The 26,942-nt window shown below is 53.5% G+C and carries 24 protein-coding genes and 2 pseudogenes; 13 read left to right on the forward strand and 13 right to left on the reverse strand.

The window, feature by feature from the left end:
• The 3 genes from C492_RS09040 to C492_RS25880 form a co-directional block, all read left to right on the forward strand.
• Nucleotides 1-630: APC family permease (locus tag C492_RS09040; protein ID WP_152424865.1), on the forward strand; the 630-nt coding region annotated here is incomplete at its 5' end.
• 157 nt (nt 631-787) lie between these two features.
• Entirely contained in the window at nt 788-1,309 is a 522-nt protein-coding gene (locus C492_RS09045; RefSeq protein WP_049892909.1) for a DUF7342 family protein, read from the forward strand.
• A complete protein-coding gene (locus C492_RS25880; RefSeq protein WP_083898808.1) occupies nt 1,310-1,756 on the forward strand; it encodes a hypothetical protein in 447 nt (148 codons plus the stop codon).
• 111 nt (nt 1,757-1,867) lie between these two features.
• Here the strand turns inward: C492_RS25880 and C492_RS09050 are convergent, their stop codons facing one another.
• The 4 genes from C492_RS09050 to C492_RS24560 form a co-directional block, all read right to left on the reverse strand.
• Nucleotides 1,868-4,297 (reverse strand): DEAD/DEAH box helicase, encoded by a 2,430-nt coding sequence (locus C492_RS09050; protein ID WP_008422658.1) that lies wholly within the window; start codon nt 4,295-4,297, stop codon nt 1,868-1,870.
• 7 nt (nt 4,298-4,304) lie between these two features.
• Nucleotides 4,305-5,753, reverse strand: a complete 1,449-nt coding sequence (locus C492_RS09055; RefSeq protein ID WP_083898809.1) for a ribonuclease H-like domain-containing protein — start codon at nt 5,751-5,753, stop codon at nt 4,305-4,307.
• Between the two features lie 115 nt (nt 5,754-5,868).
• The gene (locus C492_RS09060) at nt 5,869-7,374 is read right to left on the reverse strand and encodes an FGGY-family carbohydrate kinase (RefSeq protein ID WP_049892910.1); all 1,506 of its coding nucleotides are present in this window, start codon (nt 7,372-7,374) and stop codon (nt 5,869-5,871) included.
• 72 nt (nt 7,375-7,446) lie between these two features.
• Complete coding sequence (locus C492_RS24560; protein WP_204365608.1) at nt 7,447-7,614, reverse strand: hypothetical protein; 168 nt, start codon at nt 7,612-7,614, stop codon at nt 7,447-7,449.
• Between C492_RS24560 and C492_RS22695 the strand changes: the two are divergent.
• Both C492_RS22695 and C492_RS09065 read left to right on the forward strand, forming a co-directional pair.
• Nucleotides 7,535-7,759: pseudogene (locus tag C492_RS22695) on the forward strand (hypothetical protein); the annotation flags it as partial. The gene C492_RS24560 and the pseudogene C492_RS22695 overlap by 80 nt on opposite strands.
• Nucleotides 7,760-8,038: 279 nt before the next feature.
• Entirely contained in the window at nt 8,039-8,236 is a 198-nt protein-coding gene (locus C492_RS09065) for a hypothetical protein (protein ID WP_008422663.1), read from the forward strand.
• Nucleotides 8,237-8,266: 30 nt separating this feature from the next.
• On the opposite strand, the pseudogene C492_RS09070 reads toward C492_RS09065, so the two are convergent.
• The 4 genes and pseudogenes from C492_RS09070 to C492_RS09090 form a co-directional block, all read right to left on the reverse strand.
• Nucleotides 8,267-8,766: pseudogene (locus C492_RS09070) on the reverse strand (hypothetical protein).
• Nucleotides 8,763-9,350 (reverse strand): winged helix-turn-helix domain-containing protein, encoded by a 588-nt coding sequence (locus C492_RS09075; protein WP_008422665.1) that lies wholly within the window; start codon nt 9,348-9,350, stop codon nt 8,763-8,765. The pseudogene C492_RS09070 and the gene C492_RS09075 overlap by 4 nt, the downstream one beginning before the upstream one ends.
• Nucleotides 9,351-10,287: 937 nt before the next feature.
• Nucleotides 10,288-11,295 (reverse strand): agmatinase, encoded by a 1,008-nt coding sequence (speB, locus tag C492_RS09085; protein WP_008422668.1) that lies wholly within the window; start codon nt 11,293-11,295, stop codon nt 10,288-10,290.
• On the reverse strand, nt 11,292-12,611 hold the full coding sequence (locus C492_RS09090) for an aspartate aminotransferase family protein (RefSeq protein WP_008422670.1): 1,320 nt from the start codon (nt 12,609-12,611) through the stop codon (nt 11,292-11,294). The genes speB and C492_RS09090 overlap by 4 nt, the downstream gene beginning before the upstream one ends.
• 86 nt (nt 12,612-12,697) lie before the next feature.
• Here C492_RS09090 and C492_RS09095 point away from each other — a divergent pair, with 86 nt between their 5' ends.
• Nucleotides 12,698-13,702 carry an NrpR regulatory domain-containing protein gene (locus tag C492_RS09095; protein WP_083898811.1) on the forward strand — a complete coding sequence of 335 codons (1,005 nt, stop codon included), beginning with the start codon at nt 12,698-12,700 and terminating at the stop codon, nt 13,700-13,702.
• Between the two features lie 111 nt (nt 13,703-13,813).
• Nucleotides 13,814-15,247, forward strand: a complete 1,434-nt coding sequence (locus C492_RS09100; protein WP_049892912.1) for a sodium:solute symporter — start codon at nt 13,814-13,816, stop codon at nt 15,245-15,247.
• An 800-nt stretch (nt 15,248-16,047) separates the two neighbouring features.
• Here the strand turns inward: C492_RS09100 and C492_RS09105 are convergent.
• From C492_RS09105 to C492_RS09120, 4 genes are read right to left on the reverse strand one after another with little or no spacing between them, the layout of a single operon-like run.
• Nucleotides 16,048-16,722, reverse strand: a complete 675-nt coding sequence (locus tag C492_RS09105) for an ABC transporter permease (protein WP_008422678.1) — start codon at nt 16,720-16,722, stop codon at nt 16,048-16,050.
• Between the two features lie 3 nt (nt 16,723-16,725).
• The gene (locus C492_RS09110) at nt 16,726-17,784 is read right to left on the reverse strand and encodes an ABC transporter ATP-binding protein (RefSeq protein ID WP_008422679.1); all 1,059 of its coding nucleotides are present in this window, start codon (nt 17,782-17,784) and stop codon (nt 16,726-16,728) included.
• On the reverse strand, nt 17,781-18,497 hold the full coding sequence (locus C492_RS09115; RefSeq protein ID WP_008422681.1) for an ABC transporter permease: 717 nt from the start codon (nt 18,495-18,497) through the stop codon (nt 17,781-17,783). Before C492_RS09115 ends, C492_RS09110 begins: the two co-directional genes overlap by 4 nt.
• Entirely contained in the window at nt 18,497-19,375 is an 879-nt protein-coding gene (locus C492_RS09120) for a glycine betaine ABC transporter substrate-binding protein (RefSeq protein ID WP_008422683.1), read from the reverse strand. The genes C492_RS09115 and C492_RS09120 overlap by 1 nt, the downstream gene beginning before the upstream one ends.
• A 393-nt stretch (nt 19,376-19,768) precedes the next feature.
• Between C492_RS09120 and C492_RS09125 the strand changes: the two genes are divergently transcribed.
• A complete protein-coding gene (locus C492_RS09125; RefSeq protein WP_049892913.1) occupies nt 19,769-21,178 on the forward strand; it encodes an RNA-guided endonuclease InsQ/TnpB family protein in 1,410 nt (469 codons plus the stop codon).
• A 60-nt stretch (nt 21,179-21,238) separates the two neighbouring features.
• Here the strand turns inward: C492_RS09125 and C492_RS22705 are convergent, their stop codons facing one another.
• A complete protein-coding gene (locus C492_RS22705) occupies nt 21,239-22,072 on the reverse strand; it encodes a carbon-nitrogen hydrolase family protein (protein ID WP_239643418.1) in 834 nt (277 codons plus the stop codon).
• Nucleotides 22,073-22,666: 594 nt separating this feature from the next.
• Here C492_RS22705 and C492_RS09135 point away from each other — a divergent pair.
• The 5 genes from C492_RS09135 to C492_RS09150 form a co-directional block, all read left to right on the forward strand.
• A complete protein-coding gene (locus C492_RS09135; protein ID WP_049892914.1) occupies nt 22,667-23,782 on the forward strand; it encodes an amidohydrolase family protein in 1,116 nt (371 codons plus the stop codon).
• A gap of 10 nt (nt 23,783-23,792) precedes the next feature.
• Nucleotides 23,793-24,257, forward strand: a complete 465-nt coding sequence (locus tag C492_RS09140) for a Rieske (2Fe-2S) protein (RefSeq protein WP_049892915.1) — start codon at nt 23,793-23,795, stop codon at nt 24,255-24,257.
• Nucleotides 24,257-25,549: an MmgE/PrpD family protein gene (locus C492_RS22710; protein WP_083898813.1), complete on the forward strand. Its 1,293-nt coding sequence runs from the start codon at nt 24,257-24,259 to the stop codon at nt 25,547-25,549. Before C492_RS09140 ends, C492_RS22710 begins: the two co-directional genes overlap by 1 nt.
• A gap of 60 nt (nt 25,550-25,609) precedes the next feature.
• The gene (locus tag C492_RS09145; protein WP_008422699.1) at nt 25,610-26,308 is read left to right on the forward strand and encodes a helix-turn-helix domain-containing protein; all 699 of its coding nucleotides are present in this window, start codon (nt 25,610-25,612) and stop codon (nt 26,306-26,308) included.
• A gap of 415 nt (nt 26,309-26,723) precedes the next feature.
• Nucleotides 26,724-26,942: helix-turn-helix domain-containing protein (locus C492_RS09150; protein ID WP_152424867.1), on the forward strand; the 219-nt coding region annotated here is incomplete at its 3' end.

Below are 26,942 nucleotides of genomic sequence, written 5' to 3' on the forward strand. Positions count from 1 at the left end.
CCGAATCCACATCTTGCAGGGTTGCGGTTGTGCTGGACACACTTTCCGCACTCTGCTGCTTCGTACGTGACGCTTTCTATGACAGGCTCGGCGCTGGCTGGTATCGCAGGCATTCTCACCAGTTGGAACGCATTTATTATTGGTGGTAGTCGTGCGCTCTTCGCGCTAGCAGAGAGCGGTATGTTACCGAAGTCGCTTGCTAAGGTTCACCCCAAGCATAACACTCCAAGCAACGCTATTCTTCTTGTTGGAGGACTCTCTGCACTTGCTCCGTTCTTCGGTGAACAAATGTTAAACTGGATTGTGAATGCAGGTGGCTTGGGAATCGTTGTGGCTTGGTTGCTTGTTGCTGTCTCTTTCCTCATCCTACGCTACTCTGAGCCCGAGATGGATCGCCCATATAAAGCCCCAGCTGGATGGGCTGTTGGTCTTCTCGGTCTAGCTTTGACGGCTTTCTTCGTCTATCTCTACCTTCCAGGGGGGCAGTCGGCGTTGCTCTGGCCGTACGAATGGGCAATCGTTCTCCTCTGGTGCCTTCTTGGTATCATTTTATACAGTGTTTCTGAAGGTTACTCAGAAGAGCACGCTACTATGGCAGCTAAAAAGGTTGAACAGCTCAAAGACGATTAGATATGTGATAAATAGCACAGTCGTTGTTCATAATCGGACTCCTCCTCCCGGCTAAAACTGTGGACCTCCTCATGCCTTTCTGTGAACAGGATTACAACCGCTACTATATATTTGAAATACGTGAAGATATATTGAATACAGCCGTGTATAGATACCCATGACTAGGTTCGACCCAGCACCAGAACCCGATCAGCAGCGGTGGCAAGCGGGAACTGACACGTTCGGTCGAGTCTACGAGGTTGCGCTAGGCGTTACCTCACCTATTTCACACACAAAGATTGCAGAATTAGCAGACTGCTCTCCAAATGCCGCAAAGAAGCACTTGGATCGGTTGTCTAAGATGAGGATCGTTCGGGCAAACACTGACAGCAGACCCCCGCAGTACGAACGGAACGAAGGATACCTCGAATGGCAGGACGCAAGTCGAATCGCAGAGGACCTAACCATCGATGACATCATCAGTCGGGTCCAGGAGCTTGAAGAACAGCACGCGGAGTTCCAAGAGCAGTTCGGAGTCGCAAATCCAACAGACGTGGCCGCCTTCGATAAAGGCGATCACGAGACGCGTCACGAACGGATGGCCGCAGTGAGCGACTGGCAGGGTGTGCTTCGAGACATTCGTCTCTACGAACTTGCCCGCCAGCTCTCGCAGAATGACGGCCATCTCATTCCAGCCTGAATGACTTCGCCACGAGAAGATAATCCATTGGAATCGATTGGACCTCCAGATCGACAGACCCTCCAACTACTCAAGCGACATCTCGCATCAGATTCGTTGGTCACCGAGACAGCGTTCGATCCAAACACCTACGAGCCGCGACTTCTCCATGCGGTACTCGACAAGAGCCAGTATCCAGAGTCGATCACCACTGTCCGGCTTGATATTCGGTGGTTCACAACCAGTGATTTTTCGATACACTATGTCGAAGAGCATATCGAAGAGAAACACTGGGAATGTCGCTGGGACCGCCACCCAAACACGCATAATACCCGTTTGTACTTTCATCAACCACCAACTGCTGAAGAGTTAGCCGAACTCTCCCTGTCTTCTCTTCATCCACTCGAAGTCTACTCGACGGTCCTTGCTGCAATCGAAAATCGAACGGAAGACTTGTGGTCAGTATGACGTCTCCATGACTGAACTTGTAAGCTACCTGCTTCCGATAATTCGCTCTGCCACAAGAGGTGTCGTGTCACAGATACCCCCGCTATCTCCAAGAGCGTTCAGTTAGACTGTTCAGTCCGTCGCGTGGTACAAGACTTCGTCCAAGATGAGTTGCGTCGCTTCACGGTGAAGTGGTTCGTTGTTATTCCCGCACTGCGACGACATTAGGCAGGACGGGCAGCCTTCTACCCGCCCGCACGAGCAGTGTTCCACGCGAGCAAGCGTCTTTAACATGATTTCCTCGAAGTTCTCGTAAATACTGTACGAGAACCCGACACCGCCTTCCACAGCGTCGTGGATGAACCAGACCGGCGATTCAGTCTCCGGGTGCATGGGCATACTTAACCCACCCATGTCCGAGTTATCTAGTCGTAGTTCTAAAGGAGCCATTTTGATCATCCCGTGTTCTGCCCCGTGTAGCCCACCGGCGACAGTGAATTGTGCTGGAGACATCCCAGCGAATTCACTGTCTTCGGACGGTTCGATGTACTCCTCGTCGTTCACAGCAGCTTCGACTTCCGGGAGCATCCGGTTGGGGAGTTCGATCCACATGAGTTGCGTTTGGAGCGATACTGGCGGCAGGTCGATCGGCACCATGCCGCTCGAGGCGTTCCTACCGTCAATATCCATGCGTTTGTACTGCGTGTACGCCACGTCAACTGTCCCCATGCCTTTATAGATGGAGAACCCACCACCAAGATCGCGGGACTCCTTCACCTCCAAGTCGTGAACGCGTTTATCGCTGATCGTAATGGTGTATTCGCGGGTGTTGACGCGCTGTACCTCAACGTACGGTTGGTACCGGTCTTCGTGAATGTCGGTGACTTCGTATTGCTGCCCGTCGTACATTATGAGTGCGCCAGGATGGTAGTCACGGTATGCTCGTTTCTTCTCGATGGGTTCCATGTCGATGTCATCGTTCCTGCACCTAACATCGTACAGCTCATCAGTGGTGGCATACATCGAGATATCGCTCTGGGGGCGTGGTGCGCCGTTGTACTGTGCACCACGGTCCAAATCACCAATCATGCGGCCGGCGTCCTTCCAGACGCTCACAGCGCGTTCTAACCGGTCACGCGGGCCGAACCACTTCATGTCGTCCTCGGTGAGCGGGGATTCGTTCGCCGCACACAGCACGTGTCGGGCATACACGGCGTTATTCTCCAGGTCAACCACCGCGTCTTCGACGTCATCGCTGAGCAGATAGTCTGGGTCATCAAGGATGTACTGGTCAATGGCGTCGTTCCGCGGGATGAACACGGATAACGAGTCTGACCCGCCGCGACCGGCTCGCCCGACTTGTTGCCAGAAGGACTGCCGGGTCCCCGGGTACCCCGCGAGTACAGTCGCATCAACGCCCCCGATATCGATCCCGAGTTCTAATGCACTCGTGGTGATGACCGCGTCCATCTCACCGGATTTCAATTGATGTTCAACCCCTCGTCGCTTCTTCTTGCTAAGCCCTGCGTGGTACGGTTTCACCCTGAGGTACTCATCTGACGGGTGGTCGCCAGCGGCGGTACCTGCTTGCTTCGCCCCGATTTCTGTGCCTTGGCGTGATCGGGTGAATGTGAGCGTCTGTACGTCGTTTAATCCGAGGTGTGCGGTGACACGAGCGGCTTCCGACCCAGCGCGTTTCCGTATGTCAGGCACGACCTCATCTTCAGAGATGTACCTGTGCCCATCGTTTTCTTCATCCACGGGTGGTTGCCAGAATGCGATTTCGCGCTGGCCGTGCGGAGACCCATCCTTGTCGATGACGGTGAACTCTGCGCCTGTGAGGGACTCGGAGTGTTCTTTTGGGTTCCCGATTGTCGCGGTGGAACACACGACTTGCGGGTCGGCATCGTAGTGATTGAGTATGCGGCGGAGTCGGCGGATGACCCACGCAACGTGCATGCCGTGAACGCCGGTGTACGTGTGTGACTCGTCGATGACAATGAGTTCGCAGTTTCCGTAGACATCGTTCCACTTGACGTGGTTGGAAAGGTATTCATTGATGCCGGCGAAGTTCGAAATGACGACGTCTTTCTTGTCGCGGATGATGGGCTTTCGTCCGGATTTCGTGTCGCCGTCGTATGTTTCGGCGGTCGCATCTACTCCGAGGTCATTAAACAGGTCATTGATGGCCTTCTCTTGGTCGGTGCTGAGTGCTTTCGTTGGGTAGAGGAACAATGCCCTAGCGTCAGGATTCTGCTGTTTGAGCAACGCGAAGTACAGCGTGTAAATCCACGTCTTCCCACTAGAGGTGCTGGTGGCGACAGAGACATTATCGCCATCTTGCAACGCAGCTAGGGCGTCCGCTTGATGGGAGTACAGGTCGTTCTCGAGGTTGTCCGCGAGATCAGCCGGGAGGACGCTCTCCGGATCTTCGAACAACCCGTCGGAAGCTTCCTGAACGGTGCGGGCGACTAACTGGTCGTCGTAGTTAGGAAAGGTTTGAGCGAGGGTTTCTGGGTCGAGCGAGTCGGCCAACGTGTAGCGCGGTGTTTTGGAGGACATGATGTAGTTAGAAGTCGCTGAGCGTTCCTTGCGCAGTTTGTACGTTTTCGTCGTCGCTTTCGGTAGCATCGCTGGTGGTAGCGATGCCGTCCAACCGGTCGGCGTCTTTGATTGCATCGAAGATGTACGCCATTGACCGGACGTCGTCTTCGCAGTATGCCTCGTGTTTCTCCCAATCAGGCTCAGTTTCCTCACACGGGTTGGCCAACCAGCGTTGCATGACGTGCGCGACTGCACCGCCGGTCAGCCCGGTATCATCGGTTTCCCACCCAAGCCCTTCGGCGACCTCTTCTAATTTGTTCGTCCGACCCGGGAGGATGGCGTTGTTGTTCTTGACAGCCCACCAGTACGGATCGAATTTCCACGCATCTTCCCATGCGTCCACATATCTCGAACAGTGCCGCTGGATGTGGTCTTTCAGAACAGGGAAGTCGAATCCTTGTCCGTGGTACGCAACGATGGGGCGGTTCGAGGCGTTCGCGGTGTACCACATCATGAAGTTCTCCACAGCTTTGCCTTTCGCATCCGGGTCTCGTGTTGTGAACGTCAGGTAGCGATCTGAAGCGCTGTCAAGTACGCCGATGAGCCACACGATCGTCGGGCTAAGGCCATCGGTCTCAATGTCGATGAACACCGGGTCAGCGCGAGGAATAGTCGCGTCAGAGGTACGGTGGACATTGCCGTCTTCGAGCGCGGTTGCACTGGCATGGCTTTTCTGTGCAGTTTTCCGCCCGAACCCGTCCAGGGATTGCAGTTCGTGTGGGGATGTGTTCGCTACGTCTTCTTTGGAGGTGAACCCGGCGTCACGAAGCGTGTCGGCACGGTTCGGTCCGATTTCATCCAGTGCTTCCAGTCCGAACTTCCCGGCGTCGATATCTCGTGATGAGACAAGTCCGTTCCGGTGCAGCGTGAGGAGGGCAATTGACGTGGTTTTCTCGACGCCGGTCCCGTCTGCGCCGGGGACAACGCCTTGGACGGTGAGATCTCCCCAGTTGTTCCGGTAGTCAGGAGGGGCGTTCGTTGTGAGGTGCGTGTATGACCCTCCAATGTCGTTGCTGTTGAGTGCGGCTTCGTAGTCGGCTTGCCCATCGAGGGTGGTTGTTAGGTCCGTCAGATCGATGTCAACGCTCAAAAGGTCACTCAGGAGGAACGTTTCTGTGTCTGGATTTAACTCATCCGTGGCTTCCAAGTTGGCAAGGGAACTGATGTCCTGTGTGGATCCGATTGCTACGAGGAGCGGGTCGGCGACATTGTGTACCCATATCCCGGTCTGGTTTGCGGGCGTAATCACCGGAACATCGTACTCGGTGTTCCGGCGGAACAGCGAGTGATGATACGGTGCTGTCGCTATGACGATGTCAGGAGAGAGGAAATCGATTGATTCGCTGAGTTGGTTTGGTCGCATCCGCTCGCATGCGACTTCTGGGTAAACTGCTACTCTCAGGGGACCACTCATTGACTACTCTTACGTATTCGCGTTGTTCTATTAATTTTCAGTATTATATCCATTTCTCGACATATAAATCATGTCCCGAGAAGATCCGAATGAATAGGCGAGACGTGAGGCAAATTCAGTCGGTTTTGATGGTACTCCGTAGCTGGGCGTGTTCCTGCCAGACAGATTCCATCTGTTGTCGTGTATGTCGATACACTGAATAAATCTCGTTGTAAACCTCCGCAATCTCCGGATCTGGGGCGTAGGTATCTCGCTTGCCAGCGAGTTGTCTATCCCCCTCCTCAAGAGTAGGTACGATACCAAGCGCAACTGCAAGAAGCGACACGACGCCTTTTACCGCCGGGTAATCGTTCTGAGGAACGACCAATTCGATACCAAGGCAATCCGCAAGCAACTCGCACCAGAATGCTGATTGAGCACCACCACCGGTAAGGAACACGCGCTCAGGATCTGCTGGAAGCTCCGTGAGACAGTCACGGACTGCAAGACTCAGACCTTCGTAGACACTGCGAATGAGATGTTCCTGTGTATGTGTCGGGTCCAAGCCAACGAATCCAGCTCGAGCGTTCGGATCGGTGAACGGCCCTCGCTCACCGGTCGTACTCAGATATGGGAGGTAGAAGACACCCTCAGATCCCGGTGGTGCTGACGCAGCTATCGGCTCGAGCGAAGAAATCGAGTCAGTCTCAACTAACTCCTCACAGACCCACTCTAAACTGGGCGTTCCAGCGTTTGAACCGACTGCCGACGTCCACCGATCTTCGATCCCGAACATCATTCCGATACCTGCATCTGTCTCGCCTGGAGAATCAGCGATCGTCTGCGTAAACAGCGATGTCCCAAGCGACACGGCCGCATCGCCTTTGGATACTGCCCCTGCACCGATTGCTGACGCAGCGACGTCGATCATCCCGGCGACGACGGGTGTTCCCTCAGGAAGCCCAGTTTCCGATGCAGCGTCGGAAGTCAGGTGCCCGACGATATCGGACCCTGCACGGATCTCTGGAACGAGATCACTGTACGTAGGAATGTCTGCCTGTTCAAACACTGCCGGGTTAAACTCGCTCGTTTCTCGATCGAGGAAGGGGACAGTCGCCTCCGTACAGTCGGTTCCACGGATACCCGTCAACTGATACACTAGCCAGTCTTTGCACGAAAACGCAGTCGTTGCGTCGGTGAGCGTTTCCGGATTGTGTTCAGCAAACCACGTTAGGAGGGGAAGACACATCCCTGGATACAAACTCGAACCACAGGCACCACTCAGTGCGTCCATCGTTCCATCTGCTCCCCAGCCTTCGAGAATAGATGCAGCACGACTGTCAGACCATAAGACAGCATTTCGGACTGGAGTCCCGTCGTCGTCGATCAACCAACAGCCGTCACCTTGGCCCGTGACACCGACACCGACGATTTCGGCGTCCTCATCTAACGCTGTTACTGTCTGCTTGACCGTTGTCGCCGTCTGCTTCCAAACGGTCTCCATCTCCTGTTCTGCCCATCCTGGTTCTGGATGGACGGTAGATTGCGTTTCTGTCGCAGTTGCAAGTACCGTCCCATCTGTATTGTATGCGACAACCGTAATAGCGGTCGTTCCAGCATCGATCCCCAGTAGTACGTCCATACCCACTGGGATGTCCAGCTATTGTATCAACGATGCGGTAAGCAATCTTCCGTACTTCACAAAGCCGCTTAGTTAGAACGTCTGCTTGCTGAGGATGTGTACTCCAAACAGCAAGCAGACAGTGAAATCCACGAGGACCAGCTCCTTAACTTCCTCGTCAAGGCTATTGACGAGGAAGTACGTGGCGATGCCCCTCCGTGGCGGGCGTCGCCTCTGGTCCTGGTCGTTCAAGGAGTTCATCAAGATGGTATGCCGGGCAGTATGGACGGCTCTTGCGGTGTGTCGGGCCGTCCCTGCAAATCGGCCACCAGACAATCGTTCCACCGCTAACGCCCGACTGAGCCAGCCTCCCTGCAAGTGGCAACGCCGTCGCGTCGGCGGCTGACCGCCGCCGACAGCGACGACTCTGCTCGATCTTCGGTCAGAACTTCCGTCAATCATTACCGGTCAGGATGAAACTGCGGCTTCAGCCCAAGTGAGCAGAGACGCTTTGTGAGGTACTGAATCTTAGATATCTATCTCAGATATCTATCTTAGATAAGAATCATATATAAGATAGGCTCGGCGGGCAGACAGCTTCGGATAGGCAGCTACAAGAAGAGCATCTGGAACCGGCACGGTACAGCAGTACGCTTGTGAGACCGGACTCGAGTATCTCGCCTTCTTGCGTCTTCAGGAGGAGTACGTCTTTGGACGCGATACTGAGGAGTACTTCGGCTCTGGGTGGAACGGCCTGCTCGTGGTTCAGGATCTCAACAGAGAGACGGCATCGCTCGAGGAGCAAGCCGAGAGTGAGATCAAGATACTACAGGCCGCCGAACTCGAGAATCAGCTAGCGCAAGTCCTCAAACGAAAGTTGTGAGTCTGCAAAGCATACCTCGAGTACCGTTAGTCACGAGTGCAGATCCTCGATGAACCGGAACCCGTTCACGAAGGTGACCGAGTCTCCATATCTCTCACTTGCTAAGATAGTTTCGGCCCCTTCGCCGGCAGCAATATCGGTCGTATAGATATAGATCTCGGTCACTGCACCCGAACTGAGGTACTGAGCGGCCAGCGCAGCCAGGGCGGCATCAGCGCGTTCGACTTCATCCGCTGGGCGGTCGTCAGCGTTCGCGATGTACCGCTGGACGCCATCCATCGCTCGTGAGAGGATAGGCTCAGAAAACTCGAGTGGCGGCGCGACCGTTACCCACCCTTCTCAATCGCCGTGTCAACTGGCGGCATCCGGGCGTTAGACTCGTCAGCTACGAGTTCGTCGTGCACCCGTTTTGGGAGAACGAAGGTGATGTCGTTGCGACGGACGAATCGCTGAACGGCTTTGTACCGAGTGTTTGATGGCTGTCCCATGGCGACGAATAGACCGGTGTCGGCGATATGATGAGTACTCACGTGTTGTGGTCGTCGACATCAATCGCATCAAGCGACGCTCCCGAGTCCTCGATTTCGTAGTATTCCTGCACGATGGGGCGGAGTGCCTGAAGCACAAGCTCAGCAGCCAGCGGCGAAATCTCGAGATCCTGGGCCATTAGCCGATGAGTGACCTCTCCACGTTCTCGTGCGACGGCATAGGTGAGTGCCGTCGCGAGTCCGTCGACACCGTGGCGGTCGATGTAGGTATCGATGTCACCATTAGTCTCGCGGCGGCCAACAGCGTCAATCAGGACTGGCGTAATCGTGTACTTGCGATCGCCACCAGCTGCCGTCACGGTGAGATCGATCTCACGAGCGGCATACTGCCGAGGCTGTTCGTCTCGCGTCATCTCAAGGACACCTGCGTCGACGAGACGGTTGACGTAGGTGTACGCTGTTCCCTGTGCGAACTCGAGTTCGTCGATGACCTCTTGGACAGTAGCTTCACCCTCGCGAGCAAAGTACGCGTAAAGCCGGGCCAGTTGTGGTTCCTCGAGGAGGTCCGCGACCGAGAGGAAGTCACGAACGATGTCACCGTCAGTCCGATTCGAAGTGCGTGACATGGATTCTATTCTGATTACAGTTTACAGCGAAGCAGTAAAAAGTGTTTGGACTACTCCATCAGGTCGAGACCAAATGGTCTCTTCGATGAGCAACCGAATTGGCCCTGAATACCGCCGTGGCTATCGTCTCATCGACTGGGTCTAGCTCTGCTTGGAAGCCATCCAAATCAACGAGGAGTACTTGGGTCCCACTGGTGCGGGCTGCCTGTCGTCTACGACCTGCAACGCGAGACAGTGTTACTCGAGGAGCAAGCCGAAAGCGAGATCAAGATCCTGCAGGCCGCTGAACTCGAGAATCAGCTAGCGCAAGTCCTCGAGCGGAAATTATGATCGATAGCGGCCCTGTGTGAAGAAGAGCTATGCACTAAAATCGAAATACACCCTCGGATCTGAGTCCTAGAATAAACGCAGCAGTACTCGAGATGCACAACACTCTGAGAAACAGGCTCAAGAACGTCTCGAACGCCAGCCGAATCATTTCCTTTCGAACCATATCGAAAGTCGACTCAGCCGCGACAAGATTCATATCCACAGCAAAGATCGGCACCCGAGTCACAAAATCAGTCATCCGCAAGATCCCGCTATAGATACTCGTCGTACTCTCGACTTCGAACATCGCACCGATCGCGTCCCTTCGAGCCAGATCACGTCAACATAGCGGATGATATCGGGTACTGCATCGTTGAACCCCGCCAACACTAACTTCTCGAGTTTGACGACCGGCACTGGGTGATGCGGACAGGCAAGTACCGGTTCCACCGGTACGATCACCCGGAAACGTAACTGGAGTGTTGACTGTGCTCCGACAACAGAGCCATTGCCACTAGTCGCTAACAGATCATAGCCGACAAACAAAACCTAGACCGCCGATGAACGGCTCATCTATTTGAACGTCAGTCCCTTGCCGATGCTACCAATAATTCCACTTGTTCTGGGATTACGTATCCGCGAACTTGCGCTCTAGGAACCGTACCAGCAGGTAGGCTGCAAGTCGCTGTGTGCCTTCTGTAGAATCGTAGGTTGGTGCAACCTCCATCAAATCGACTGCACCGACAGCATCTCGAGTGCCCAAGACATCCATGACAGTGAGTGCTTCACGGGCAGAGAGCCCACCAGGAACCGGTGTTCCGGTGCCGGGGGCGACCGAAGGGTCAATCGCATCAATGTCGAACGTGACGTATACCTTGTCAACATCCGCACTCGCTGCATCGATCGCGTCCGTGATGACAGGGTGGATCCCACGCTCTCGAACGTCAGCCATCGTGAACAGATTCAACCCACTTTCATCAGCAAATTCGAAGAAAGCAGGACTCTCGTACCCACGAATCGCGACGTGGCTAACGTGCTCGTAGTCAGTATATTCTGAATCCGCGATATGGTGAGTCGGTGTGGCGTGGAAATGTTCGCCGAATACGGCACTTTCGCTGACAGTGTCGGTGTGGGCGTCGATCTGAACGAGACCAACGCTATCAGCATCGCTACCTTCTGCGAAGCCTTTGAATGACGGATACGTACAGTAGTGGTCACCACCAAGGAGAACGGGGAAAGCACGCTTGGCCGCTGTCGCCATGTGGGCCGTAATGCTCTCGGCCGTGATTTCCCGATCCATCGGGAACACAGGGACGTCACCACAGTCCGCGACCGAGAACTGCGAAAAGTCGACCTGCCGACCGCTGTCCATGTTCGTCAGTCCTCCCTTATACCCAGAGAGATATGCCCACCAGGCACTAGCCCGACGGATTGCTTCGGGCCCATACCGTGTCCCGGGACGGTTACTCACTGCACCGTCAAATGGAACCCCCATGACAGCAACGTCGGCGTCCTCGAGGTCGTCGAAATCACGCGGCGTGCCTTTCAGGAACGTGTTGAGCCCGGCGTATGCGAGTTCGACGTCCGAACCAGGAGTTCGGTCACGAAACGCCGCTGCGCGCGACGGATCAGTCATTGGTCTACCTCCGCGTTGAGAGCCTCACGGATCGCCGAAACAATTCGCTCGAGTTGGGCTCGATCAATTGTTAATGGCGGTTGAAGCCGCAACACGTTGGAGTAGTAGCCACCGACGCCGACGATGATACCGTTTTCTCGAAGGCGGTCTGAGACGTTGGTCGCGAGTTTCGAGTCGGGGGCGGGTGCGACACCCCGTGGTCCTTCCGCAGTTGGGTCGACAAGTTCGAGCCCCTGCATGAGTCCGAGTCCGCGAGCTTGGCCGACGACATCGAACGCTGCTTCGAGTTCTGCTAGCTCTGCCGCAAGCCATTCACCTTGCGTACGTGCGTTCTCGATAGCACCATTGTGTAACTCGTCGATCGTTGCGAGCGCTGCGGCACAGGCAACCGGGTTACCGCCGAAGGTCGAGAGGTGATCGCCACTTCCGAAGGCGTCTGCGATCTCGCTTCGCGCAGTGAATGCACCGAGCGGAAGTCCGTTCGCGATCCCTTTCGCCTGCGTGAGAACATCTGGAACAACGTCGAAGTGATCAATAGCCCAGAACTCGCCGGTTCGCCCGTATCCAGTCTGAACTTCGTCAACGATGAGGACGGCGTCGTGCGCATGTGCGATCTCTTGGACACGCTTGAGCCAGCCCTCTGGTGGCACGATGATCCCGCCTTCGCCCATTACAGGCTCGACGACGATTGCGGCGAGGTCGTCCGCAGTCTGCGTACCAATGACGCGTTCGATGTGGTCCGCACAGTCGGCCGTACAGCCCTCGTCGCCACAGGAGAGGCATCGGTAGGTGTACGGTGGTTCGGCATGAACAACGTCGTTGAGCGTCGGTGCCATCCCGTTTTTGTACGCGCTGTTTCCGGTGAGCGCCAGGCTACCGAGTGTCCGACCGTGAAACCCCATTTCGAGCGCGAGGATCTCCGTATTTCCGGTGTACTTGCGCGCAAGCTTAATTGCTCCCTCGACAGCTTCCGTACCGGAGTTACAGAAAAACGTCTTTTGGAGATCACCGGGGGTTTCGGTTGCGAGTCGTTCTGCGAGATCGCCAACAGGGGCGTTCGGATGGACGTACGAGCAGCCGTGAATAACATCCTCGAGTTGGTCTTTTGCTGCGTCGACGACGGCGTCGTTTGTATGGCCGACGTTCGTGACCGAGATCCCCGAAAACGCATCAAGGTATTCGTTCCCGTCGAAGTCCTCAATCGTAGCGCCGGATGCGTGTTTCACGGGGACATGGAGTTGTTTCCAGATGGGTGGAAGGTACTCGTCGTACTGTGCTTCGACCTCTGTGTTCGATAGGGTGGTACTATCAGCCATGGTGGAATAATGTTGCCACCACCATTTAGGTGTATCGACAAAAGTGTGGGGTATGTTTATTTCGTGGGAGCGGACAGTAGAGACTGATGGCCGATCCTCTCGATCGCCGAGCGTACGATCTCTTGCGGCTTATCGCTGAACACGAGCCGATCGGTAGTATTCGACTCGTCGAACGGATGCAGTGGCGCGGGTACTCGATTACCGGTCGAACCGTTCGACTCGTACTTTCCGACCTCGATGAACGCGGCCTTACGGAGAAGGTTCCCGGAAAAGGCCGTCGCCTCACGGATGCCGGACGTGACGAAATCGCTCGTGGAAACATCCACAGTCGCCGCGAACAAGTACGCGCACGGATCGCAACGCTAACCAGCCAGGTGACGTACGACCCGTTTGAGGACACCGGTGAGGTAATTGCAGCGTCCGCGACGGTTCCCGATTCGGATCTTGATGCCGCGCTCGAGGCGCTGTCAGCGCTTGCGGAAACTCCGATCGGACCGCTCCCAATCGCACTGGATCACGAGGACAATGAGCACCAGTTACTCCTTCCCTCTAGTCTCACACTTGACGGCGTCTTGCTCTCTCGAGGGATCAAAACAGATCTTAAGACAGCTGGACTCGCCGAGTACCGAACTGATCCATCTAGCACCACTCAGGAGAACACAACAAGTGAAAACGGAGCAATCAGTCGGTATACAGACGCGATTAGCGGTGAGCGATCGACGATGGACGTTGTCGATCTTTTGCTCGAGTCTCGACGCACGAGCACGGAGAACCTGCTTGCAGGGACAGATCCCGCGTTACTCGTCGTCGACAACCGTGAGGTGCCACTCGTTCGGTACCGCGAGACGCGCGATTTGGCCGAGACAACGCGTGAGCAACTTGGTGGTGTTCTCGATCTCCGTCGGCCGCGTGAGACTGGTCCGTTCCCCCTCGAAACACCTGGCTGGGATTTTGCCTCTCTTACGTATGGTGCCGGTGAGATCGCGTTAGCACTGCTTGTTGAGAGAGAGATAGCCGTATCATTCGAGACGCTCGCCGGACTCATGCCACGCAGTGAGTTCGAATTGGTTGAGTTAACGAGTGTTCGATAGCGGTTATTCTTCGAATTCACGAACTATTAGCCTCAAAAATAGAGTTGCCAGTCCGAGAGAGAATTCCACTACCCGATGTATTTATATACCATTACCCGGAAAGGTGTTTCCATGGTAGAGATGATCATTGACAGTACGATCATTATCCTGTACTTCCTTGGAATGATCGGTGTCGGATACTGGGGATATCGCCGTTCAGAAACACTAGAAGACTACTTTGTCGCTGGACGAAACATCCCGCTCTGGATGTATGTCCCGGTCATGTCCGCAATTATTCTCGGTGGGGCCTCAACTGTTGGTGGTGGCGGACTCGGTTACGAATACGGCGTTTCCGGCGCCTGGCTTGTTATCTGGCTTGGAGCAGGTATCGCTGTGATCGGCGTGCTTATATCGACCGACCTTGTCAACCTCGGTGCCTATACTCTCGGCGACGTCCTCGAGCGGCGCTTCGACGAATACTCTGGGACCGTCGGTGCACTGATCGCCGGTGTCTATGCACTGACGATCGCTATCACGCAAATCATCGCGATCGGTACCGCACTCAACGCACTGTTCGACGTCGGACTCACACTCATGATCGTTACGGCTGGCGTGATCGTCGTTGTCTACACCGCTCTCGGCGGAATGCTTTCAGTGACCATCACTGATTTCGTCCAGTGGTTTATCATGACTGTTGGCGTCTTCCTTCTGGCACTCCCACTCGGACTCATCGAAGTTGGCGGCGTTTCGGGACTAAGCGCAGAACTCGATCCCTCCTTCTTTAGTCCAACTGGGATCGGGGTTAGCACCATCATTAGCTACTTCCTGCTGTACTTCCTTGGTATCATGATTGGCCAGGACATCTGGCAACGCGTTTTCACCGCTGACAGTCCACGCACCGCTCGTCTCGGAAACATTGCAACTGGCGTCTATGCAGTTGTCTACGGTGTTGCGACCGCGGTTCTTGGGATGATCGCACTCGTTCTGTTTCCCACACTCGAGAATCCGGATATGGCGCTACCGCTGATGGTGTTAGAAATCATTCCCGTTGGTCTCTCCGGTCTTATCCTGGCTGGATTCATCTCAGCAATGATGTCGACAGCTGACTCCGCGCTCCTCGCTTCGAGTACACTGTTCACAAACGACGTGTATAAGCGTTTTGTCAACCCTGACGCGTCAGACAAGCGCTATACGCGTATTTCACGTCTCTTGATCTTCGTGCTTGGAATCGGAGCCACTGCAACAGCTGTCTGGATCGGTGATGTCGTTGCCGCTTTGACTCTCGCCTACAATTTACTGGTCGGAGCTATCTTCATCCCAATTCTTGGCGCATTCTTCTGGAACCGAGCTACCTGGCAAGGAGCACTCTCGTCGATCATTATTAGCAACACAGCCGTCGTTCTGGGTATGGGATACTATGGGTTCCAGTCTGATCTGCCGATCATTATCGGACTGGTTACAAGCCTCGCGATCTTTGTGAGCGTGAGTCTTCTCACTGATCCACCCTCGAGCGACAAGGTTGATCAATGGCTTACTTCCACTGAAGACACTCCACAGCTCGATTAATCTAGAAGGGAACTGAGCTACAACAGCAGCCCTCATATTGCCTCCTTAGGCTCCAGATCGTACTCGAGCAATCGGGAGACGAACACTCGAGGGTGCGAGACACACGTCAGATTTTCTTCGAAGATGTCTCGCTCAGTTGTACATAGGAAATCTCGAGTGCTGGCCCGTATCGATCGCGAACGGCCCAGAGACATGGCGCTGCCGTATGTGGATTCCGATATGGCATCTTCTTGTCGTAAACCCCACGCGCCAATGCGCCAACCCGACCACGTGTACTCCGGCCAGTCTCCTCGATGTACTCGAGCCCATCTCGTTCCTGATGCCGAACTCGGTACAAACCAGGCTCACTTGAAATCGTGCTCAGATCCCCATCTGATCGATCAAGCGAGAGCCATTGACTCCACTCGAGTCCCATCCAATCACTATCGTCGAGACCATCTCGTTCATATACGCTCGTTATATCATCTCAATCGTTTACCTATCATCAATCCATCCACTTAACCAACATAGTGGAAGGCCTCCTCCTTATTGTTGGTTAATGGGAGCGATACCATTTCTCAAGTCCATGACCCCTATTGAGATGATCACCCCTGAATCTCGCTCAGATCCAGCCAGCCAGAATAATTTCAATTGAGTACTAGTTCGTGTCCCTATCCAGTAGTGGTGAATAAGGTGCTACCAATTATCTTAATAGTTGATAGTGGATATATATACGAGGGAGCTACAGTAGACTCATCTCCCCGGGGCCTCATGGACATTAGAATCTCCCCCGGGGGACTTCCGGTAGATCGTAAGCCTACTTATCCGGCCGCTGGAGACTGTTCTGCCATGCCCTCACCGCTAAGTCGTCCTTCAATAAATCCAAACAGCGAATCAAGACCGATAGCCAGTAACGCGCCAGGAATGGCGCCGGCAAGCAGCTGAGGGGTGTTGAAGAGCGAAATTCCACTGATGACCCAGACACCAAGCCCCCCTCCGCCGATGAAGAACGCGAGATATGCAGTCCCGACATTGAGAACGGCACTCGTTCGAATACCGGCGAAGATGATAGGAACAGCTAGCGGAAGTTGAATTTGTCGTAGGATCTGATTTTCAGTCATTCCCATACCACGCGCCGCTTCAACGGTACTCTCATCAACGTTCTCGAGACCAGCAACAGTATTAGTCAGGATCGGTAGAAGCGCATAGGCGAACAGACCGACCAGTGCAGGCAGAAAACCGAGACCAAGTATAGGAAAGACGAGTGCAATGATAGCGAGTGTTGGAATCGTCTGTGAGACGTTTCCGAAACTCATGACGATAGATTTTGCACGCTCATTTCGTGTCGCCAGGACACCCATTGGGACGGCAACCACAATTGCCAAGGTGACCGACACAAGGACGAGGGCTAGATGTTCTGTTAACAGCCCAAGAAACTCGTCAAAGTTCGCTACGAGGTAGGCATAGGCTGCAATAAGTGCATCAATCAGTCCCATCGATTACACACCACCGTTCGATTGATGCGCACGAATCGAAGATTCAGTAATGGTGCCTATGACGTCATCATCTCTGACGACGGGAAGTGATTGTGTATCAGTTTCGATCATCCGTGAGAGTGCGATGTCGACTGTATCCGTTGGAGTAACGTACTGATCCCCAGTTCCGTCAGCGAGTGCCGCAGTAGAATCTATTCCAGTGTCGGTAGTAGATGAAGCTGTTGGCTGCTCAGCTGTAGGTACTGACTCCGACATAATATCTCGAACGGGGGTTATCTGGAGCTCTTTCAATGTTTTATCATCTCCGATGAAGTTTTCAACGAAATCAGTAGCTGGGTTATGAAGGATCTCTCTGGGTGATCCGTATTGTACAAGCTCTCCAACATCGAAGATTGCAATCTTGTCACCCATTTTCAGCGCTTCGTTGATGTCGTGTGTGACGAAGAGAATCGTCGTATCAATTCGCTCCTGGATTTCGAGGAATTCATCTTGCAGTTCCTCGCGAGTAAGTGGATCAAGCGCACCGAAGGGCTCATCCATTAAGAGGACATCGGGATCTGCAGCAAGTGCACGAGCAACGCCAACTCGCTGTTGTTGGCCACCAGAGAGAGCGTTGGGATACTGGTCGCGATATGTTCCCGGTTCGAGATCCATCAACTCGAGTAGTTCGTCAACGCGGTCATCGATACGCGACTGGTCCCAGCCTTTGAGTTCAGGGACTGTTGCGATATTTTCTCCAACAGTCATATGATCGAAGAGTCCGATCTCCTGAATCACGTAGCCAATATCTCGTCGTAGATCGACTTTGTCCAGCTCCTGTATATCAACGCCATCGTAGTATACTGTTCCCTCTGTTGGGTCCTGCATTCGGTTGACGAGGGTCATCGTCGTGGTTTTGCCACAGCCTGAAGGGCCCACGAAGACTGTTGTCGTTCCACGTTCAACCTCGAAGCTAATATCTTCGATAGCGACGGTCTGGTCCGAGTATATCTTAGTGACGCCATCGAATTTAATCATCGTGTCCGATGCTTCTGTCGTACCTGTTGTGTTCGTCTTAGTCATGCTATCGACCTCTGGATGAATCGCGTACCGAGAGTCAATTCGATGTCTTCGCCGTTCTGAAGTCTGAACACCTGTTCGAGGACTTGGAAGGTGTAATCAAAGGCCAGTGCAAGTAGTGACACTATGATGGTCGAGACAACGATGGCCGCGGTATTGGCCTCGCTGATGCCGTTAAAAATGGGATCACCGAGGTTATTTGCCCCGATGAAAGCTCCAATAGCGGCAATACCGACAAGTATAACGACGGCATTGCGCACACCCGCCATAATAACTGGAACTGCTTGAGGGAGTTGGAGTCGCAGGAGCCGCTGCGTTTTCGTCATCCCCATTCCACGTCCGGCCTCAATGGTTGCCTCATCAACCTGCGTGAGACCTAAGTAGGTGTTTCTGATGATGGGCAACTGTGCGTAGAAGATAAGCGCAATCACAACCGGAAGTTCCCCAATCCCGACGAGCGGGATTAGCAGTCCAAAGAGAGCAATACTCGGCACCGTCATCATCATACTTGCACTCCAGAGAATGCCCTTTCCAAGACGGTCGTTGTAGGTAGCGAGCACTCCAAGCGGGACACCGATGAGGAGTGCAAACCACACAGAGTCGATGACGACGATGATATGATTAACGAGTAACTCCCTTAGAAGCTCCCTATTGGTAAGGAAGTACTCGACGTACTCGTTTGCGAACAGTGATAGCGGATCGACGAGCGTAGACATTAGAGTACCCCCGTTTCGCGTAGATACTCTCTGGCTACGGTCTGTGGATTCGCATTGTCGATCGCAACTCGGTTATTGAGTTCGCGTATTTGTTCAGTAGTGAGATCTGTGCTCATTTCGTTCAGTGGTTCGCGAATCGATGGGTGAGATTCGATCGTCGACGTGGGTATCATGGGGGCCGCATTGTAGCTCGGGAAAAACTGCTCATCATCCTCGAGCACCTGTAGGTCAAACTGTAGGATACGCGGGTCTGTATTGAAGCCGACACCGATATCGGCTTCACCCTCACCGACGACCTGGTACAGCAGTCCGGACTCGATATTTCGGACGTCTATTTGCCCCTCTTCGGGAAATCCGTAGTGATCGAGAAGCCCGGGCCAGCCATCTGCTCTATCTTGGAACTCAGCGTTTAACGCTACTGTAGTCTGCGTATCCGTCTCAGTAAGGTAGGACGCAAGTCCAGATAGCGACTCTACACCAGTCTGTTCCGACCACTCGGGATTCGCCATGAGGACGTAGGTATTGTTCAGTGGTGCCCGTTCCAGGAAAGTCAGTCCATGTTCCGTCTCAAATTCCTCTTTCACCTTGTTGTAGAGTTCCTCGGGATCGGCGATGACTTCATCTTGCTCCGGTGGAAGTGTTTGCCAAGCTGTACCGGTGTATTCCCAATACAATTGAATCTCGCCGGAATCCACTGCTTGGAAGTTCGTTGTGGTACCGCCGAGACCAGTCTGGTCGTCAACATGAAGGTCAGTGTTTGCATTGAGCGACTCGTACGCGAGGTAGCCGAGAATCTCTTGTTCGGTGAACCGCTTCGATCCAATTTGAATTGAATCACTCCGAAACTGTGTCGCGAGGGTGAGACACCCGGCTGTCACCCCGCTAATCGCTGTGGCGGCGAGCCCACCTCCCGTTCTAAGGAGATTACGTCGTGTGTTTTGAATTGGCACGCCAAATCATTCCGTGATAAAGACCCTAAGTATTGACCCACACTAATCAACTGTTTATAAACAAAGTACATGATAGAGCAGTAATGTTTATAAATAAGATACACAATGAATGTATAAATACGAGGGCTGAGTCCCGGAAAGGAGAAGAAAGCCTACTCTATTCTGGGATGAGCAGGCACAAAACCCCTTCCTTCAGGGCGGGGATACGCGCCGTCACTGAATGACGCCCACTACCGATGACTGCATGGCTGGATATTCCACGCAACAACCCAAACATTCACAATACAAAGCAACATAACCAGTTATGGGGACGTTTCACGAATGCACGTCCACCGCACTCACCGGGCGAAAATTCGCAATCACTCGCAAGTGGAGCAGATGCTCGACCTGCATGGGTGGAGTGCATCGAAACTGTGGAACGTTGCAAACTACCACTCCCGCGAAGTCTGGGAGGAAACGGGCGAGATTCCCGACGACTCGGACTTGAAAAATGAGTTGAAGACCCATCCAAAATACAAAGGGCTGCACTCGCAGTCCAGTCAGCGCGTTCTGGAGGAACTCGCTGAAGCCTTCAACTCGTGGTACGGCAAACGCAATAACGACTCCCGTGCGAATCCGCCCGGCTACCGCAAGAAAAACTACTACGACGACAACGGAAATCGCGTCCACGAAGAACACCCACGTTCGACGGTGACGTGGAAGCAGAAAGGAATCCGTCACGACCCGAAACACAACCGCGTTCGATTGTCGAAGGGTGCAAACCACAAAGACCACCCGAGAGACTGGGACTACATCCTCGTCGAATACGAAACCCAGCCCGATGTCACCGTAGAGAACATCCAACAAGTCCGCGCCGTCTACGATACGGCGAAGGGCCGATGGGAACTCCACCTAGTCTGCAAACACGAAGTTGAAACNGTAGAGAACATCCAACAAGTCCGCGCCGTCTACGATACGGCGAAGGGCCGATGGGAACTCCACCTAGTCTGCAAACACGAAGTTGAAACACCTGACGCGCCCGGAACCGAAACGGCGGGCATCGACCTTGGTATCTGCAACTTCGCCGCAGTATCGTACAGTACCGAGGAAGCCGACCTCTATCCCGGCAACCGTTTGAAGCAGGACAGCTATTACTTCCCGAAGGAAATCGCCAAGTGCGACGACTCAGGCGGTTCTGAGGCCACCCGCCTTCATCACAAGTGGTCGGAACGCCGCACCCACTTCTTCCACAGTCTCGCCAAACACATCGTAGAGAAGTGCATCGAGCGAGGAGTAGGGAGAATCAACATCGGGAAGCTCAACGGCGTGCGTGAAGACGAGAACGGTGAATCGAAGAACTGGGGTAAACACGGCAACCTCGACCTGCACGGGTGGGCGTTCAACCGATTTACGAAGATGCTCACCTACAAAGCAAAAGTCGAGGGCATCGAGGTTGTAGAAGTTTCAGAGCGTGACACGAGCAAAACGTGTTGCGTCTGCGGTAGGATAGATGATACTCAGCGCGTTGAACGTGGATTGTACGTCTGCGAGGAGTGTGACACAGCGTTCAACGCTGACGTGAACGGGGCGGAGAACATCCGGCTCAACATCAACGACGAAAGTAACTCCGAATCTTCGACCAGTTTGGACAGGGATAGGAGTACCGGCTGGTTGGCACAGCCCGGAGTCTACCTTTACGACCTCTCCCGAGGATTCCAACCTCGGACAGAGGTAGTAGACTGCAAACCGTAATATCCCAACGCTCGGGAACCCTCGCCCTTCAGGGTAGGGAGGATGTCAACAGAGGGAATGCTACTGCTGAGAAGTGCCGGTCATCCCGTGACGAGATTTCCGAACCGGGTTCTTGATACGAGCAGTCTCAATCGAATCAACGTTGACTTCGACCGAAATGGTCGAAGTATCATCCGTGGCTTTCGCGATGATCTCGCCACGCGGCCCTGCAACTAGGCTTTCGCCTGCATGATGCCGTCCGGATTGAGTACCCGAGTGATTCGAGCCGATAACGTAGCAGGTTTGATCAAGTGCACGGGCACAGCAAAGGAGTCGCCAGTCATTGTCGAAAGACTGCCGCCAGGCTGAACTGACGGCAATATGGTCACAACCAGCTTCGTCGTACTCGAGTGCGAGTTCGGGAAAGTTCAGGTCATAGCAAAGCAACAACCCGACTCGTCCAACTGGTGTGTCAACGACCACTGGTTCCGTTCCGGCTGCAAACTGTGCTGCTTCGTCCCCCCATAGCTGTTGCTTTCGGTATGTTGCCTCAACACCCTGGTTAGATATGTAGACAAGCGAATTGTAAACGTCGTCGCCGGCGGCTTCGGGCAGTCCAACTATTAGATCAATACCGGCGCTTTGAGCGATTCTCTGGATTTGTTCAGTTATCGGTCCAGGCACCGGTGTTTTCGCTGCCGAAATGTCACTGAGATCATAGCCGGTTACACAGAGTTCTGGGAAGACAGCAAACACAGTCGACGTAGGTAGTTGATTAGCAAGCTGCTCGATCTGATTGAGATTTGCGTCCACATCGCCAATATTCGGTTCAAATTGGCAAGAAGCGATGCGTGCGTTTTTGACATCCTCCACACGACTGAAGTCGTGGGATTCCTCACGCTCGGGATCGGTCACGCTGACCATCCCGACGGAGGCAACTTCCCGGCCGCGGTGGCCGGTCCCGGTTTGTAGGCGGTGCGTCGAGGCGATGGGCGCATGGTAACGCCAGTCCAGTCGGACTCCCTCGCTAACATCCTACGGGTGGTGCCATCAGCCCCACTTGGTCGGGCAGGGTTGCTTTTTGATGATGGGGACCCCAATCCAACCCCAATTTTCCCTGTCAAGCGAGACATACACACGACCCCAATAGGCCTCACTCTTGCGGTTTCGTATCTCTGTCTATTGCTTAGACCCACGGCTGAAGTCGTGAGCTTCCGCTTATTTGCTGTCATTGATTGAAACGCCTCGTTCGAGAACACATATGGGTACCTCAATTCTTAAATACGGTAACCCTTGACACGAACATCTCCAGTGCTTAAATGGAGCTCCCCCCTCACACTTATTGACAGCTATTTGAGATTTTGCTGTTTTTGCCCTCTTACTGAGAAGGGCACGGTAATTCGGAGGCATGTCGGTCTGGATAAAGCCATCTGCGACAGCTAGTATATATACCCGCTACAAGTTCGCCCTGTGGTTTAGGGTGGTATCCCTGTTTGGTTGTGCCAGACGATGTCAGGACGACAAGTCGAACAATCGACTGGGTCAGAGGACACAGCTCCGACGCTCATCGATTGTGATATCCATCAAAAATGGAAAGATCCCGAGGAGGTTATCGCCTACCTTCCCGACCAGTACAAAGATCGCGGTGTGCAGTCGCCCAGTATTCTCTACGACAACGTTGCAGAATTCTCTCGGCGCGATGCGATCCCAGATGATGGCAGTCCCGCGGGATCCAGCATCGAGAAAATGAAGGAACATCATTTTGAGGAATTTGGTGTAGATTATGCGGTTCTGACAGGCAACTCGTATCTCAATCTCACTGCTCTTCCAAACCGTGACTACGCTGCCGAACTTGCAGTCGCGAATAACAAATGGGTTATCGACAACTGGCTTTCAGAGGGAGGGCCATTTGTCGGATCGTTACTTGCTGCGCCACAGAAGCCAGAACGGATGGCTGAAATGATTCGGGAGCTGGGGGACCATCCGCGCGTTGTCCAGGTGGTGATGCCGATGGCCTCGCAGCATCCCTACGGTCACGAGTACTATTGGCCGATGTACGAAGCCGCCGAGGAGATGGGGCTGCCCATCGCTATGCATCCCTACACAGAAGGCCACGGTGTAACACGTCCGCCGACAGGTGCAGGGCATCCGAACACCTATTTCGAGTGGCATACGCTCCTGGGTACGTATGCAATGGGACAACTCGTCAGCCTCGTCGCTGAAGGTGTCCTTGCGAAGTTCCCTGATCTCAATTTCGTTGTTATTGAGGGCGGACTAAGCTGGGTTCCACATTTCCTCTGGCGGATGGACAAAGACTGGAAAGCTCTCCGTGCACAGGTACCCTATCTTCAGAAACCACCGAGTGAATACGTTCGCGACCAAGTTCGGTTTACCACTCAACCTATCGAGGAGCCGGATAATCCCGAGCATCTCTTACAAATTCTAGAGATGATGCACGCTGAGGAGACAGTGATGTTCGCCAGTGACTATCCACACTGGGATACGGATTCACCGATGTACGCACTGCCGCCGATGGCCGATGAGATGGAACACGCTGTGATGGCCGGTAACGCACAGGAACTATACGGACTCCCGAACGATCCGACGAGCCTCCCGACCAACTGAGAGTGATTTGATGGAGAAACGCTTCGAAATCTGTTCGACTGACGAACTGCCACCTGGTGAGCGAACGATCGTTGAATTAAACGGCCATTCGATCGGCGTATTCAACGTCAATGGAGAGTACCATGCACTCAAAAATGACTGCCCACACCAACGAGCTCCACTCTGCATGGGGAAAGTGACAGGGACGACATCGGCTACAGACCCCGAAAAGGTAGAATGGCAAGACGATGGCCAGATCTTACGCTGTCCATGGCACGGCTGGGAATTCGATATTGCAACGGGCGAGTCCGTATTCAATCCCCACAAGGTTCGTGCAAGGTCGTTTGATACTGCTGTTGAGTCTACAAGCGACAACACTTCGGAAGAAAGCGCCACCGATGGGGGCTGTGACTGTGGGGCCGTTGAAGGTGACCAACCGCCAGTCGACACGTACGAAGTGGACGTCGAAGACCAGCAGGTCGTTGTCTACCTGTAATGGATACCGCTCGAGCAGTGGAATTCGCGCGGTCAGCGAAGATAGCAGATGCGCCGGATAACGTCGAGGCACAACTAAAGGCACGCGTGCTCGACACATTGGCAGCCATAACTGCCGGATATCGGCAGGAGGGCGTCGATATTGCTCGCCAGTATGCTACAGAGCATCTTGGTGAGGGGAAAATAACACTCCTTGACACATCACGGAACACAGTATCTGTCGGCGGTGCGGCTCTAGCTAACGGCGTTGCTGCAAACGCACTCGATATCGATGATGGACACCGTGAGGTCAAGGGGCATCCTGCTGCAGTGGTTGTACCTCCCGCGTTAGCGGCCGGAGAAGAAGTCGATGCCTCGATACGCCAATTTCTTAATGCTGTTTTTGTGGGCTACGAACTCGCCGTTCGCGCGGGGTTAGCAATTCATACGGTTGATGAGATCTACACGGGTACTGGATCATGGGGCGCACTCGGTGCCGCAGCAGCAGTTGCCCGGCTGTTGGAATTCTCAACAGAGCAGACGACACATGCACTTGGTGTCGCTGAATATCACGCCCCTCGGACACCAATCATGCGTGGTGTGGAGAAACCAGGCATGACTAAAGACGGGATTGGATGGGGGGCGTACACCGGTATTGTGTCTGCGCAGCTCGCTAAAATGGGATTCACAGGATCTGGCACTGTCTTCGATGAGGCATCAATGGACGACACACTAAACGATGTATTCCACGTGACAGAGGGGTATCTCAAACCATACCCGTGCTGTCGTTGGGCACAACCTGGTGTTGAGGCAGCCCTGATGTTGACATCCCAGTACGAGATCGACCCGACGAGTATTCAGTCAGTACAAATTTCGACCTTTGAGGAAGCAGTACATCTGCAGACTCGTGAGCCACAGACACCGGAAGAAGCACAGTATTCATATGCATATCCAGTCGCTGCTGCACTCCTTCGGGGTCGCTTTACACAATCCGAACTGTCCGAATCAACACGAGAAAATTCCGACATATTAGCAATTGCTGACCATGTCGAATTCGCTGTCGATAACGACTTAGACAGCCGTTTTCCAGAAGAGTGCCTAGCTCGTGTAGCTGTAAGAACTACTGAGAGGACATACCGATCCGATGTAACAGCTAGTCGTGGCTCACGAAACATGCCGCTGTCTGTCGAAGAGCGATTGGGAAAAGCACGCCGACTTATTTCGCCCACATTATCAAAGACTGCAGTCGAACGTCTTTCTGTTGACCTACAGAATGATGACCAGTCAATCGAGGCACTACTCAAATATTGGTAACAAGCAAGGCTGTTGCGGTCGCAGGGAAACTATACCATCTTTCCCCGCCATTCGCTAGCTATGCTCACTGCAAGGGTAAGCGTCCAATATGATGGCGACTGGACGGCAGAAGTCGCGAAGCACGACGTGTTTGGCGAGTTTATCGCCTCCACATTCCGGAACAATCGCTACGTCGGTATGCTCGCAATCGAATCTCAAGATTGTGATGCTGTTCGCAAAATTATCAGTTCACACGAAACAGTAGAGACCATTGATCTTGTTGAGCAGTACGAGACTAGCGAAGGGCGATGTGCCGCGACAATGTTGCTCCGAGGGCGGTTGAATGAAGTAACGCCGCTACAGGCACTGATGTATGACGGATATCTTCCTCTTGGTCCAACACAATTGATCAATGGACGCGAGTGCTTTGATCTGCTGTTGGATGATCGCGATGAACTGTCGAAAGCTATTGATTTACTTTCTGACTTTGGGAGTGTTAGAGTTGAACGGATTACACAGGATTTCAGACGCGAAATTATACCGAGTCGCTCTGAGTGGCAGGAGCTACTTTCGTCAATCCCCCCCCGACAGCGCGAAATTCTAAACACGGCTGTTGAACGAGGATATTTTGAGATTCCCAGACAGGTAACACTTGAGGAGATTGCAGAGGAGATGGATATTACAAAGACAACTGCATCAAACCATTTGCGAAAGGTAGAGCAGCAACTCATCAAATTCGTTCTTCCATACATTAATTTGGCAGTTCAAAATGAAGACTGAACTCTAGCCAGAAACCGATTGCAATTTGTTTCTCTATGAAGACGGGTAGTACACAACCCGGAGCGGTGATTCGTAAGCCAACCGAGGCTACCTCAGTTCTCAAATTGCGCTGTTGGCGCCTGCTGTGTAGTCAGATAGTGGGCACCGATCAGATCCGTCTCAACTTCTGTCCGCTTGTGTTTTGCAACCATCCCAGTAGATGCCACAACTGAGAACAAAGCCTTACCAACAAACAACTTTTCGTAACGACGCAGTCGATCAGTAAACGCTGCTGTTTCACCGATATACGCTATAGTAACCGTTAGAATTTTCCACCCATAGGTTGTTGCAGCTTCTAATGGATCATCTCGACGAAATCTCCGTCGAAGAACTTCACGANTTAGAATTTTCCACCCATAGGTTGTTGCAGCTTCTAATGGATCATCTCGACGAAATCTCCGTCGAAGAACTTCACGACGCACTCGACAACGTTGAGGGGAGGAAGCCGACACAGCGACTGTTAGCGGCAATTGCGTACAAAAACGGCGTTACGCAGACTGAACTGGCCGAGTGGCATAACACCGGCCGGCGAACAATCTACAGCTGGCTCAAGCGACTCGACACTGACGAGTCGCTTGAGCAGGCTGTCACTGAT

Source organism: Natronococcus jeotgali DSM 18795, from assembly GCF_000337695.1.
GTDB lineage: Archaea > Halobacteriota > Halobacteria > Halobacteriales > Natrialbaceae > Natronococcus > Natronococcus jeotgali.